12 protein-coding genes are annotated in these 13,079 nt (G+C 60.3%); 9 read left to right on the forward strand and 3 right to left on the reverse strand.

What is annotated here, in order from left to right; translation table 11 throughout:
* Positions 1–48 precede the first annotated feature (48 nt).
* The 3 genes from PAF17_RS09065 to PAF17_RS09075 are packed head-to-tail and all read left to right on the forward strand — an operon-like array spanning position 49 to position 3,502.
* Positions 49–1,002, forward strand: a complete 954-nt coding sequence (locus PAF17_RS09065) for an ABC transporter permease (protein WP_271888787.1) — start codon at positions 49–51, stop codon at positions 1,000–1,002.
* Positions 1,002–1,844, forward strand: a complete 843-nt coding sequence (locus PAF17_RS09070; protein ID WP_271888788.1) for an ABC transporter permease — start codon at positions 1,002–1,004, stop codon at positions 1,842–1,844. The genes PAF17_RS09065 and PAF17_RS09070 overlap by 1 nt, the downstream gene beginning before the upstream one ends.
* Positions 1,844–3,502: an ABC transporter ATP-binding protein gene (locus PAF17_RS09075; RefSeq protein ID WP_271888789.1), complete on the forward strand. Its 1,659-nt coding sequence runs from the start codon at positions 1,844–1,846 to the stop codon at positions 3,500–3,502. The genes PAF17_RS09070 and PAF17_RS09075 overlap by 1 nt, the downstream gene beginning before the upstream one ends.
* Here the strand turns inward: PAF17_RS09075 and PAF17_RS09080 are convergent.
* Entirely contained in the window at positions 3,499–3,975 is a 477-nt protein-coding gene (locus tag PAF17_RS09080; protein WP_271888790.1) for an Lrp/AsnC family transcriptional regulator, read from the reverse strand. The genes PAF17_RS09075 and PAF17_RS09080 overlap by 4 nt on opposite strands.
* Positions 3,976–4,194: 219 nt before the next feature.
* Between PAF17_RS09080 and PAF17_RS09085 the strand changes: the two genes are divergently transcribed.
* Positions 4,195–5,514, forward strand: a complete 1,320-nt coding sequence (locus PAF17_RS09085) for an NAD(P)/FAD-dependent oxidoreductase (RefSeq protein ID WP_271888791.1) — start codon at positions 4,195–4,197, stop codon at positions 5,512–5,514.
* Here the strand turns inward: PAF17_RS09085 and PAF17_RS09090 are convergent.
* On the reverse strand, positions 5,511–6,377 hold the full coding sequence (locus PAF17_RS09090; RefSeq protein WP_271888792.1) for a GNAT family N-acetyltransferase: 867 nt from the start codon (positions 6,375–6,377) through the stop codon (positions 5,511–5,513). The genes PAF17_RS09085 and PAF17_RS09090 overlap by 4 nt on opposite strands.
* Before the next feature lie 285 nt (positions 6,378–6,662).
* On the opposite strand from PAF17_RS09090, the gene PAF17_RS20170 reads away from it, so the two are divergent.
* The 5 genes from PAF17_RS20170 (at position 6,663) to PAF17_RS09110 (ending at position 12,554) form a co-directional block, all read left to right on the forward strand.
* Entirely contained in the window at positions 6,663–7,154 is a 492-nt protein-coding gene (locus tag PAF17_RS20170) for a Fur family transcriptional regulator (protein WP_408636394.1), read from the forward strand.
* Positions 7,151–8,191 carry a CobW family GTP-binding protein gene (locus PAF17_RS09095; protein ID WP_271888793.1) on the forward strand — a complete coding sequence of 347 codons (1,041 nt, stop codon included), beginning with the start codon at positions 7,151–7,153 and terminating at the stop codon, positions 8,189–8,191. The genes PAF17_RS20170 and PAF17_RS09095 overlap by 4 nt, the downstream gene beginning before the upstream one ends.
* 91 nt (positions 8,192–8,282) lie before the next feature.
* On the forward strand, positions 8,283–9,536 hold the full coding sequence (gene cysS / locus PAF17_RS09100) for a cysteine--tRNA ligase (RefSeq protein ID WP_271888794.1): 1,254 nt from the start codon (positions 8,283–8,285) through the stop codon (positions 9,534–9,536).
* Between the two features lie 11 nt (positions 9,537–9,547).
* Positions 9,548–11,470: a threonine--tRNA ligase gene (gene thrS / locus PAF17_RS09105; RefSeq protein WP_271888795.1), complete on the forward strand. Its 1,923-nt coding sequence runs from the start codon at positions 9,548–9,550 to the stop codon at positions 11,468–11,470.
* A gap of 31 nt (positions 11,471–11,501) precedes the next feature.
* Positions 11,502–12,554 carry a CobW family GTP-binding protein gene (locus tag PAF17_RS09110; protein WP_271888796.1) on the forward strand — a complete coding sequence of 351 codons (1,053 nt, stop codon included), beginning with the start codon at positions 11,502–11,504 and terminating at the stop codon, positions 12,552–12,554.
* A 46-nt stretch (positions 12,555–12,600) separates the two neighbouring features.
* Here PAF17_RS09110 and hisI read toward each other — a convergent pair whose 3' ends face one another.
* A complete protein-coding gene (hisI, locus tag PAF17_RS09115) occupies positions 12,601–13,056 on the reverse strand; it encodes a phosphoribosyl-AMP cyclohydrolase (protein ID WP_271888797.1) in 456 nt (151 codons plus the stop codon).
* Positions 13,057–13,079 lie beyond the last annotated feature (23 nt).

The raw sequence follows: 13,079 nt of genomic DNA on the forward strand, positions 1-13,079 counted from the left end.
CATCGCCCCCGGCTCATGTCCGGGGGCAGCTTCCTGAAAGGAGACGCAATGAACTCTAAGGTTCTGTCCCTGATTGCCGGCAGAATTGGCGTGGCGCTGGTCACGCTGCTGATCGTCAGCTTTCTTGTGTTTGCAGCGACCGAGATGTTGCCTGGCGATGTTGCCCAGGTGCTGTTGGGGCAGGCGGCCACCCCCGAGGCCGTCGCCGGTCTGCGTGAGGCAATGCATCTGGACCAGCCTGCGATCATGCGTTTTCTGGGATGGCTTGGGGGAATGGCCCATGGCGATCTTGGGCATTCCTATACCAATCGTATGGCCGTATCCGAGTTGATCGGAACAAGGCTGGGAAACACGATGAAGCTGGCCGCTATCACTGCGGCTGTCGCTGTGCCGGTCGCGCTGAGCTTGGGCATCCTGACGGCGATCTGGCGGGGCAGCCTGTTTGATCGGGCCGTCAGCACATTGGTGGTGGGGGTCATTTCGATACCTGAGTTCATGGTTGCCACCCTTGCGGTGCTGATATTCGCGGTGTGGCTCGGCTGGCTTCCAGCCTTGTCATTTGGTGGCAGCACAGACAGCATTTGGGACATTTTGCGTGCCTACGCGATGCCGGTCATCACCCTGACCTTTGTCGTTTCTGCCCAGATGATCCGCATGACCCGTGCGGCCGTCATCGAGACGATGAAGGCACCTTATGTCGAAATGGCTCTGTTGAAAGGGGCGTCCCGCAGCCGGATGGTTCTGCGCCATGCCTTGCCCAATGCCATCGGTCCAATTGTCAACGCGATGGCCTTGTCTCTGTCTTATCTGCTGGGCGGCGTGATTATCGTGGAAACGATCTTCAGTTATCCCGGCGTTGCCAAACTGATGGTAGATGCCGTCGCCACGCGGGACCTGCCGCTGATCCAAGGCTGTGCGATGATTTTCTGCCTAGGATACCTGTTTCTCATCACGATCGCCGATGTTGTTGCGATCCTCTCGAATCCGAGGTTGCGTCACTGATGGCCATCGTCTTCCCCACTCCGCGCCGGCTTGGATGGCGGCTGAATCCTGTCGGGCTTGTCGCGGCCTGCGTCATTGCATTCTGGGCGGTTATCGCCGTGATCGGGCCTTGGATCACACCCCATCCGCCAGGCGAGATTGTTGACTATGATTTCTTCGGGCCGCTTTCGGCACAGTTTCCGATGGGCACGGATTATCTTGGGCGGGACATGCTGTCGCGCGTCTTTTCGGGGGCGCGCTATTCGGTCGGTATTTCGCTGGCTGCCGTGATGATCGCCTGCACGGCCGGGATCGTCCTGGGCATGTCAGCTGCCGTGATCGGAGGCATGACGGATACAATAATAAGCCGTCTGCTTGACGCGATCAGCTCTATTCCATCCAAGCTGTTTGGTTTGGTGGTCGTTGCGGCGATCGGCTCTTCGATACCGGTTCTGATCGCGGTGCTCGCAGTGGTCTACACCCCCGGTTCATATCGGTTCGCGCGTGCGTTGGCCGTCAATGTCGCGACGATGGATTACGTGACTGTCGCGCGTGCACGCGGTGAAGCCACGATCTACCTGATCCGGGCCGAAATCCTGCCAAACATTCTGGGGCCTGTCCTGGCGGATATGGGTCTGCGCTTCGTGTTTGTAGTCTTGCTGCTGTCCGGATTGTCATTTCTGGGGCTGGGCGTGCAGCCGCCCAACGCGGATTGGGGGTCTTTGGTGCGAGAAAACATGGGTGGTCTTTCCTTTGGGGCACCGGCCGTGATCATGCCTTCGGTTGCTATCGCCACCCTGACGATCAGCGTCAACTTGCTGATCGACAACCTGCCCACCCGAATCCGCGACAGGAGCGAATGATGAACCTTGCCGAAATCCGCGATCTGCATCTTGGCGCAGTGACCGACAGCGGCCGCAAGGTCGAAATCATCAAGGGCGTCAGTTTGGATATCGCACCCGGTGAGATCGTTGCCTTGATCGGTGAATCAGGCAGCGGAAAGACGACGATCGCCTTGTCGCTGATGGGGCATGTACGACAGGGTTGTCATTTCGAATCCGGTTCGGTCACCGTTGACGGCACGGATATGGTGACCGCCAATGAAACCGCGCGCGCAAGAATGCGGGGAACGACGGTTGCCTATGTTCCCCAAAGCGCTGCGGCCGGGTTCAATCCAGCCAAAAAGTTGATGGATCAGGTGGTTGAGGTCGCAAAAATCCATTCCCTGATGCCGTTGGATCAGGCGCGTGCCAAAGCAGTCGATATTTTCCGCGCCCTTGCATTGCCCGACCCCGAGAATATCGGTGATCGCTATCCCCATCAGGTTTCAGGGGGGCAACTGCAACGCCTTGCCGCTGCAATGGCATTGATTGGTGATCCGAAGCTGGTGATTTTCGACGAACCGACAACCGCATTGGATGTCACCACCCAGATCGAGGTGCTGCGCGCGTTCAAATCGGTGATGAAAAATGGCGGCATGGCCGGTGTCTATGTCAGCCATGATCTTGCTGTTGTCGCACAGATCGCCGATCGGATAATCGTGCTGAAGGGCGGCGAAATCCAGGAACAGGGCTCGGCGACGCAAATTCTGGAGGCCGCGGGCCACCCCTATACACGATCGCTGTTGTCGGCATTCAAACCGGATGCCCGTGTTGCCCGTGCGCAGGATGTGGATCAACTGGGGGGCATCGTTCTTGCGGCCGATCAGATTACAGCCGGTTATGGTCCGGTCGACCGCCACGGACGTCCTCACAAGATCGCGTTACATCAGGTCAGCTGCAATCTGGAACGGGGACGAAATTTGGGCGTCATCGGTGAATCCGGAAGCGGAAAGTCGACCTTGGCGCGTTGCATGGCTGGTTTGTTGCCGCCGGTATCGGGCACGGTTTCGCTCGGCGGGAACGACCTTGCGCCGCAGGTGCAGCGCCGGTCCAAGGAAGAACTGAGACGGCTGCAGATCGTGTTTCAGTTGGCCGATACCGCATTGAATCCTGCGCAGTCGATTGGCGATAGTATCGGTCGGCCATTGCGTTTCTATCATTGCATGAAAGGGGGGGCGTATGACGCCCGTATTGCCGAGCTGTTGGATATGGTGCGTCTGCCGGGCGCGATGCGCCACCGCCTTCCGGGCGAGTTGTCTGGCGGCCAGAAACAAAGGGTCAATCTTGCGCGGGCTCTGGCGGCAAACCCCGAGGTAATCCTTTGTGATGAAATTACATCGGCGCTCGATACGGTGGTTGCGGCTGCTGTCATCGATTTGCTGAAAGAGCTGCAACGCGATCTGAACCTGTCCTATGTTTTCATCAGCCACGACCTGTCCACGGTCGAGGCGATCTGCGATGACGTCATGGTGATGCATCACGGGCGCGTGGTCGAAACGCTGCCGGCGGCAGGGCTGCATCAGGCAGCGCGCGATCCTTATTCCAAACTGCTGTTCGCATCCGTTCCGAAACTGGATATCGGCTGGCTTGATCGTTTGACCCAGGATCCCGACTTTACTGCCGCGATGGCCGCGCGCTAGGACTTGAACAGGTTGTGAAGCGGCAGATGCGATTTGGCGAATGGGGTCTTGATGACGACAAAGCTGAAATATTTGTCGATCCCGACCTCGGCATCCAACAGGCTTTCCATGATGGCCTGATAGTCGCTGATGCCTGCGGTCACAAACTTGATCAGATAGTCGTATCCACCGGAAATCAGGTGGCATTCGATTGCCTCGTCGATTTTTTCCAGGGCCGCCTGGAATCGGGCAAAATCGATCTGGCGATGGTTCTTCAGCGTCAGCTCGGTAAAGACCGTCAGGACCGGACCCAGTTTGGCAATATCGATATGCGCGGAATATCCGGTAATATAGCCTGCCTGTTGCAGCTTTTTCACCCGCATCAGGCAGGGGCTGGGTGACAGATGCACCAGATCCGCCAGTTCGACATTGGTGATGCGGCCGTTGCGCTGCAATTCATGCAGGATTCGAATGTCGATACGGTCCAGCTTCATCAACGCATTTCCCCTTAGTCAAACGCATGAGGCGCGATAGCATAATATGCGGTCATGGCAAATGTGCCAAGATGTGCATTGCATTCTGAAATATGAAAACCACTGCAATTCATTCATCTAGTCCGGATGTGTGAATAAGCATGTTCTGCTGAATTAATACACAGATCCGCAGAATCGGTTTGCGGGATCATGTGATTTTGCGCTGGACAGGAGATCCCGATGCCCGCACCGCTTATGAAAATCGATACGTCACCCCAGCTTCCCAGTGCCGCCGAAGTGGTGGTCATCGGCGGCGGCATCATTGGCTGTAGCACGGCCTATTATCTGGCGCGAAAAGGGGTCGATGTGGCGTTGCTGGAAAAAGGGCAGGTCGGGGCAGAACAATCCAGCCGCAACTGGGGGTGGTGCCGCCAGCAGAACCGCGACGAACGCGAACTGCCCATGGCAACCCGCAGCCTGGATCTGTGGGCAGCGCTGGCAGGTGAAATCGGTCAGGACCCCGGGTTTCGCCGCTGCGGGTTGCTCTATCTTTCCAATAGCGAAGAAGAGATCGCAGGCTGGGCGCGTTGGCGCGACATGGCGCGCGGGATGGGTGTGGTTTCCCATGTGCTGGACGCCGATGAAGCTGCGCGGCGCGGGGTGGCAACGGGGCGCAAATGGCGGGGCGGGGTCTTTTCTCCAGATGACGGAATTGCCGATCCCGAACGTGCCTGCCCGGTGATCGCCCGGGGTGTGATTGCCGCCGGTGGCACGGTGCATCAGAACTGCGCCGCGCGTGGGTTGGAGACCGAAGCCGGGCATGTATCAGCCGTCGTCACGGAACACGGGACGATCCGGACGAAAATCGTGGTGATGGCGGGCGGCGCGTGGGCATCGTCATTCTGTCACCAGCAAGGCATCAATTTTCCCCAGGCATCGGTGCGTTCGTCGATCATGTCGATCTCGGGGGGCATTTCTGGGCCGGATGCGCTGCATACGGGGCCGGTATCGCTGACCCGTCGGGGTGATGGCGGGTATACGCTTGCGATTTCGGGCAATGCGCGTGTTGATCCGACGCCTCAGCAAATCCGATACGCCAAGCATTTTGTTCCCATGTTCGCCAAGCGTTGGCGGGTCTTGCGTCCCGGTGGGCTGGAAGGGTGGCGATCGGGGCATGAGACCCGCGCAAGATGGGCGCTGGATCGTGAAACCCCGATGGAGCGTATGCGGGTGCTGGACCCCCGCCCGGATACTGCGACGATTGGCGTGACCCTTCGCCGGGCAGGCGAGCTGTTGCCCGACATCGCTGGCGCAACCGTTCGACATAGCTGGGCCGGTTACATCGACAGCACCCCTGACGGTGTGCCGGCGATCGGCGAGACATCACTGGGTGGGCTGGTGCTTGCCGCCGGGTTCAGTGGCCACGGTTTTGGGATTGGACCCGGCGCGGGCGAGATGATCGCGGATATGGTGACGGGGGCCAAGCCGTTCCTGGACCCTTCCCCCTATCACCCCGATCGTTTTGCATCGTCCAGTTGGGGCAAAGTTTCCGATTTCTAACCCACGGCCTGATTGGCCAGCGCGAAAACATGGGCGCTGGGATCGCAAATGCGCTTTCTGCCCCGCGACATGAACGTGACCGTATCGCGCGCGGCAAGGCCGCAATCGGTCAGCATCTGAATGAAGGGTCCTTCGGTTTCCTGCGTGTCGATACGAAGGAAACTGCCGTGGTGATGGGCGATGTGGGGTGCGGCCAGGGCCGCGGCATCCTGGGCGGTCGCAGCCACGATCGGGCCGACCACATGGCCGCGACCAAAACGGCGACATAGCGAGTATCCGGTAATTCGGCCGGCATCCTCGATCACTGTGCCGGTGGACTGCCGCAGGAACAGCTCGATCGCGGTGTGTCGATTGGTGCCATAGGCGCGGCTGTCCAGATCGTGAATGGCGGCGTGATCCGTGTTGCACATGGGCCGGGTGCGGGGCGACTGTTCGGGTATGGCGCTGACAAGTCCCATGCGCTGCCAGACCTTTGGTCCGGGTTGGAAATCCAGCGCAAGATACAATCGAAATGCCGCGCGGGTGGCGTTCAACGCCAGATCGCGACCGCCGGTGCGCGCCAAGATCTGCTCCATCATCCATCGACCGGCGCCGCGTTCCTGCAGGCGGGGTGTGGTGATGACCATCCCAAGCATCGCCAGATCGTCTGACATCGGAAACCACATTGCCGAACCGCAGGGACGGCCGATCTCATCGGACAGAAAGATGCCTTCTCCCAGTTCCAGCACCGTGGCCCAATCCTGGGCGCGATGCATCCAGCCGACGGCAACCGAAAGCTCGTGCAGATGCGGAATATCCGCATGCGTCATGTCCTTTGGGCAAAGAGTAAAGCTGTCCAATTGCCGAATGTTCGAAATGCTCATGCGACCCGCCTGTTTCTATTGCGGATTATAGTATCAACTTTCATCGGCATGTCGTGCCGCATATGACCGCAAAACGGCATAATCGACGATCCCTCGTGTTCCGCAAGCCGGTTGCACGCCACAAGGGAACCCAGAAAACACACGGGCCGATCTGGCTGGCTGGCACCGACCGGGATTCTTCGTGCCATCAAGGTTTCGCAAAGCACCGTAGCGGCTGGGATCAGCTGGTTGACACTTGGCGGCTGTAAAATTAATAACACGATATAACATAACAAAATATTGGTCATGCTTGTTTCACCCCCATCAGCGACTTCGCATCCCAGTGTGGCTGTTGCCGCGCGGATTTGTGCTGACCGGGGGGTAAACCTGACCCCATTGCGTCGCATTGTTCTGGAAGTTTTACTTGGCTTTCATGGTCCTGCCCGCGCTTATGAGTTGATCCGGGCGCTTCAAGACCGATTGGGAAAGCAGGTCGGCCCGCCGACGGTCTATCGCGCGCTGGATTTTTTGCAGCAGCATGGTCTGGTAACGCGGATCGAGTCACAAAACGCATTTCTGCCATCCAGTCCCGATACGGTCGGCAGGGGTGCATTCCTGCTTTGCAACGATTGCGGCACGTCGTTTCAGATCGACATGACGGATCTGGACGCGGAATTTTCCCGTCATGCGGCACTGCAGGGGTTCCAAATTGCGCGCCGCATAATCGAACTGCAGGGCATCTGCCGCGATTGTCAGCGGGCTGCAGCCGATCATTTGGTGCGGGATGACCGCCCATGACAGAGGTTGTGCCGATCCCGATCACGCTGTTGACCGGCTTTCTGGGCAGCGGCAAGACCACGGTCCTGAACACCTTGCTGCGCCATCCTGATTTCGGTCGCACAGCGGTCATCGTCAACGAATTTGGCGAGATCGGGTTGGATCACGAACTGGTGGTCTCTTCGACCGAGTCCATGGTGCTGCTGCAGTCGGGCTGCATGTGCTGTTCGTTGCGTGGCGATCTGCTGGACACACTGATCGAGTTGCGCAACGGATTGGATTGCGGCGAGTTCGATTTCCAGCGGGTGGTGATCGAAACCACCGGGCTGGCCGACCCCGCCCCGGTCCTGCACACCATCCTGACGCGGCTGGAGGTGGCCGAGCGTTTTGTCATCGATGGCGTTGTCACGACAGTGGACGCCGCGACCGGCATCGACGGTTTGACCTCGCATGAAGAGGCGCAGCGCCAGATCGGTCTGGCCGATTTGATCCTGTTGACCAAGACCGACCTGCCGCAAGCCGACGAGCCTGCGATCCGTAACCGGATCCAGTCGCTGAACCACGGCGTTCCGGTTCAGCCCGTGGTAAATGGGGCGATAGATCCCGCGCGGCTGACCGGGCTGGGGCATTTCGATCCCGCAATGAAATCGCAGGCCGCGCAGGAATGGATGCGGCAGACATCCGTGGAGGAGGGGTCGCCGCATCTGCAGGCCATCCGCTCGGTGTCATGGACCATTGATCAGCCGATTTCGGGCACGGCCTTCGATATCTGGATGGACCTGCTGATGGTCCGACGCGGCGCGGATCTGTTGCGTTTCAAGGGTTTGATCCATCTGGATGACATACCCTATCCCTTCGCCGTTCACGGGGTGCAGCACATCTTTCATCCGCCGGTGCCCTTGCACGACTGGCACGGGGCCGAAAGACGAACGAAATTCGTGATGATCGTCCGGGATTTCACCGATCCGGAACTGGAAGACCTGTTTGCGGCACTGAACGCCGTGCCGGTGACCGAGCATATCCTGCCAAGCGGCTATCTGTCTGCCGAGGTTGCGTGATGACATCTCATAAGCGCGGCGGTTCCGGCCTTCGGCCACCGACCCCCATGCGCATTGCCAAAACACCAGAAATACAGGTGCCGTACCAAGGATGACCCTATATCTGACGAATAGCATGGGGGGCGAAAAGCAGCCCTTTGCGCCACTGATCCCGAACGAGGTCCGTATGTATGTCTGCGGCCCGACGGTCTATGACTATGCCCATATCGGCAATGCGCGCCCTGCGGTCGTGTTTGACGTTCTGGTCCGTGTCCTGCAACGGCATTTCGGTCGTGTGATCTATGCCCGGAACCTGACTGATGTGGATGACAAGATCAACGCCGCGGCTGCCGGTGGTCCCATTTCGGCGGTCACGGACCGTTTCACGGCGGCTTATCACGCGGACATGGCCGCGCTTGGCAACCTGCCGCCCACGATCGAACCCAAGGTCACCGACCATATCCCGCAGATCATCGATCTGATCGGGCGTCTGATCGCGGCGGACCATGCCTATCCCGCAGAAGGTCATGTGCTGTATCATGTGCCGTCATTTCCCGACTACGGCGCATTGTCGCGCCGCAAGCGCGACGAGATGATCGCCGGGGCGCGGGTCGAGGTCGCACCGTTCAAACGTGACCCCGCAGATTTCGTGCTGTGGAAACCCTCGGACGCGCAGCAACCGGGATGGGACAGCCCATGGGGCAGGGGGCGGCCCGGCTGGCATATCGAATGCTCGGCCATGATCGAGCATCATCTGGGACACCATATCGACATTCATGGCGGCGGGGTCGATCTGAAGTTTCCGCATCATGAAAACGAGATCGCGCAGGGCACGCGGGCCCGGTTCTGGCTGCATAACGGCTTTGTCACCGTCGAGGGGCGAAAAATGTCGAAAAGCCTGGGCAATGTGCTGCTGATGCGCGACCTGCTGGCACAGGCGCCGGGTCAGGCGATCCGACTGGCGCTGTTGTCGGCGCATTATCACCAGCCTCTTGGATGGACCGCGCAAACCCTGCCACAGGCGGTGCGGACCCTGGCGCGCCTGTCGGCGGCGGCAGGCGATGCCCCGGCAGTGTCACGCCAGGATGCGGTTCTGCGGCCGTTTTACGCCGCGCTTGATGACGACTTGAACACCCCGGCCGCCTTGGCCGAACTGTCGGCACTGGCGCGCGCGGGCCATTCCGGCGCGCTGCGCACGGCGGCCGAGGCGCTTGGCCTGACCCTGACCGCGCCTGCAGACCCTCGGATCGCCGCATTGCAACGCGCCCGCGCCGAGGCCCGGTCACGGCGCGATTTCGCAACCGCAGACCGGTTGCGCGATGACCTGATTTCCCTTGGCGCCTTGGTCGAAGACGCCGCATTGTGAATGAGAAGACGATGATCCACATTACCCTGCCCGACGGTTCGGTCCGTGATTTCGCCCAGCCCGTCAACGGTGCCGATCTGGCCAGCGACATCGCGCCCAGCCTGCGCAAGAAGGCGGCGGCGGTCGCTATTGACGGACGGGTCGGCGATCTTTCGTTGCCGATCAGCCAGAATGCGACGGTTGAAATCCTGACACGCGACGACCCTCGCGCATTGGAATTGATCCGCCATTCGGCTGCCCATGTTCTGGCCGAGGCCGCGCAGGACCTGTTTCCCGGCACGCAGGCGACCATCGGCCCGGTGATTGAACATGGCTTTTACTATGATTTCGCCACGGACCGTCCCTTCACCCCCGAGGATCTGCCCCGGATCGAAGCAAGAATGCGCGAGATCATCGCGCGGAACACTCCGATCACCCGCGAGGAATGGCGCCGCGATCAGGCCCGCGCGTTCTTTGCCGAACAGGGGGCCAGCTACAAGCAGGAACTGATCGACGCGATTCCGGACGAACAACCCCTTGGCATCTATCGGCAAGGCGACTGGCTGGACCTGTGCCGGGGGCCGCATCTGGCCAGCACCGGCCAGATCGGCGCGGCGTTCAAGCTGACGCGCGTGGCGGGGGCCTATTGGCGTGGCGATGCGCAGAATGCGATGCTGTCACGGATCTATGGCGTGGCCTTTGCAACACAGGCCGACCTTGACGCGCATCTGACCATGCTGGCCGAGGCGGAAAAGCGCGATCACCGTCGTCTTGGCCGCGAAATGGACCTGTATCACTTTCAGGAAGAGGCCCCCGGCGCGGTTTTCTGGCATCCCAAGGGATGGCACCTGTTCCAGACGCTGATCGGCTATATGCGCGACAAGCAAGCAGCGGCAGGCTATGAAGAGGTGAACACCCCCGACATCATGGATCGCGGGCTGTGGGAAACCTCGGGGCATTGGCAGAACTACCGCCAGAACATGTTCCTGACCAAGACCGAGGATCAGCGTGAATTCGCGCTGAAGCCGATGAACTGCCCCGGTCACATGCTGATCTACCGGCATGAAAACCGCAGCTATCGCGATCTGCCGATGAAGATCGCGGAATTCGGCAAGGTGCATCGCTATGAACCCTCGGGTGCGCTGCATGGGTTGATGCGGGTGCGGTCCTTTACTCAGGACGATGCGCATGTGTTCTGCACCGTGGATCAGCTGATGCAGGAATGCGTGAAGGTGAACGACCTGATCCTGTCGATCTATCGCGACTATGGCTTCAGCGACATCCGCATCAAGCTGTCCACGCGCCCCGAAAACCGCATCGGCGACGACGCGACATGGGATCGCGCCGAAGAGGCGCTGCGCCAGGCGCTGGATCTGGCCGGGCAGCCCTATTCGATTTTCGAAGGTGAAGGGGCGTTTTATGGCCCCAAGCTGGAATATGTGCTGCGCGACGCGATTGGCCGCGATTGGCAATGCGGCACCTTGCAGGTCGATTTCAACCTGCCGGAACGGTTCGGCGCGACTTATGTCGCAGCCTCGGGCGCGCGTGAGGTGCCGGTTCTTCTGCATCGGGCGATGTTTGGTTCGCTGGAACGCTTTACCGGCATCCTGATCGAACATTTCGCCGGGCATCTGCCGTTGTGGCTGGCACCGGTGCAGGTGACGGTCGCCTCGATCACCTCTGACGCCCAGCCCTGGGCCATCGAGGTGGCGCAGACCCTGCGTGCGCGCGGATTGCGCGTGAAAACCGATCTGCGCAACGAAACCATCGCCTACAAGGTGCGTGAACATTCGCAGGCCAAGATGCCGGTCATCTTGGCCATAGGCGCGAAAGAGGCGGCCGAGGGCACCGTCGCGATCCGTCGTCTGGGCGAACAAGGTGGTCGCAGCCTGTCACTGGCCGAGGCCGCAGATCTGCTGCTGGCCGAGGTCGCACCTCCGAAAGCGATCGCTTGACAATCCCGCAACATCTGCAAAGGAACACGCCATGAAACGAGCCGAGCAGATCCCGGTCTTCTTGCTGACCGGATTTCTTGGCGCGGGCAAGACGACCCTGCTGAACCAGTTGCTGCAGGATCCCGCGCTGCATGACACCGCGCTGATCATCAACGAGTTTGGCCTTGTGCCGGTGGATCACGATCTGGTCCGCGAGGGGTCCGAGCGTCCGATGGTCACAACGACCGGCTGCATCTGCTGCACCGCAGGCAGCGATCTGCGCTCCTCGCTGGATCAGTTGCTGGCCGGGCGCAAGGATGGCAGCCTGCCGCCCTTTTCGCGGGTGATCGTGGAAACGACGGGGCTGGCCGATCCGGCACCGATCATTAACAGCCTGATCCCGGGCGGGCTGCAGGCGACCAGCCTGCGCGATCACGCGGTGGCGCGCGCCTTTCGTCTATCATCGGTGATCACGGTCGTGAATGGCGAAGGCGTGCAGGCTGCGCTGGACGCCCATCCCGAAAGCCTGCGCCAGATTGCCTTTGCCGATCATGTGGTGGTGAACCGCGCCGATGCCGATCTTGCGCCGCAGCTGCGCGCGATCAACCCGACGGTGCGCATACACCGGAAGATCGCCCGCGATCTGCTGACGCCCGGCAGCTATACCGCCTTTGGCAAGGGCGAGAATGTGCAGGATTGGCTGGAGAATGACAGCCACATCGGCCATGCGGGCCATTTCCACGACCTCAACCGTCATGGCAATGTGGTGGCGGTCCCACTGACGCGCGATGACCCCATCGACAATATGGCCTTTCGCGATTTCATCGCGGGGATCGCGGCAAGGCCGGGGATCTTGCGGATCAAGGGGCTTGTCGCGCTGCGCGATGATCCTTCGGTGCCGGCGATGGTCCATGCCGTGCAGCACCGTCTGTATCCGATCACGCTTTTGGACAGCTGGCCCGATGGTCAGGCGCGCACGCGGCTGGTGATCATCGGCGCCGGGTTGGACGACGCCGCGATCCGGGCCGAATTCGCGGCGCTGTCGGCCAAGTCGCAACCATTCCTGAAGGTGCTGGCGCGGGTCGCGCGAACCGGCGGGTTGTAGCCGCGCGGATTCACATCATGGGGGGCGTGATCGCCCCCCATGCGTGTCACAACCGGGTCGGATTCGGCGCATCACCATAGACCTCGATCGGGTCAAAGGCCTTTTCGGATTCCGTAAAGACCAGTGGTCCGCCACCCCGGGGCACGGCCCGATAGAAACAAGAGCGATATCCGACATGACAGCTGGCCCCGCCTGCGATCCGCACCCGTAGCCAGACTGCATCCTGATCGTCGTCGATGCGCATTTCGACAATGGTCTGGACCAAGCCACTGGTTGCGCCCTTGTGCCAAAGGCATTGTCGTGAGCGACTGTAATAATGCGCCTCGCCGGTTTCGATCGACAGGCGCAGAGCATCGTCATTCATGACACCCATCATCAGCACTTCGCCGCTATCGGCATCGGTGGTGACGACCGGGATAAGTCCATTGGCGTCAAATTTCGGCGAAAGATCATGGCCTTCTTCGACCTGCTCAACCGAAAGTCTTGGTTTGAAATTTTGCAATTGCGGGGCCTCGCGATTCTAAT

This window comes from Paracoccus onchidii (assembly GCF_028294535.1).
GTDB lineage: Bacteria > Pseudomonadota > Alphaproteobacteria > Rhodobacterales > Rhodobacteraceae > Paracoccus > Paracoccus onchidii.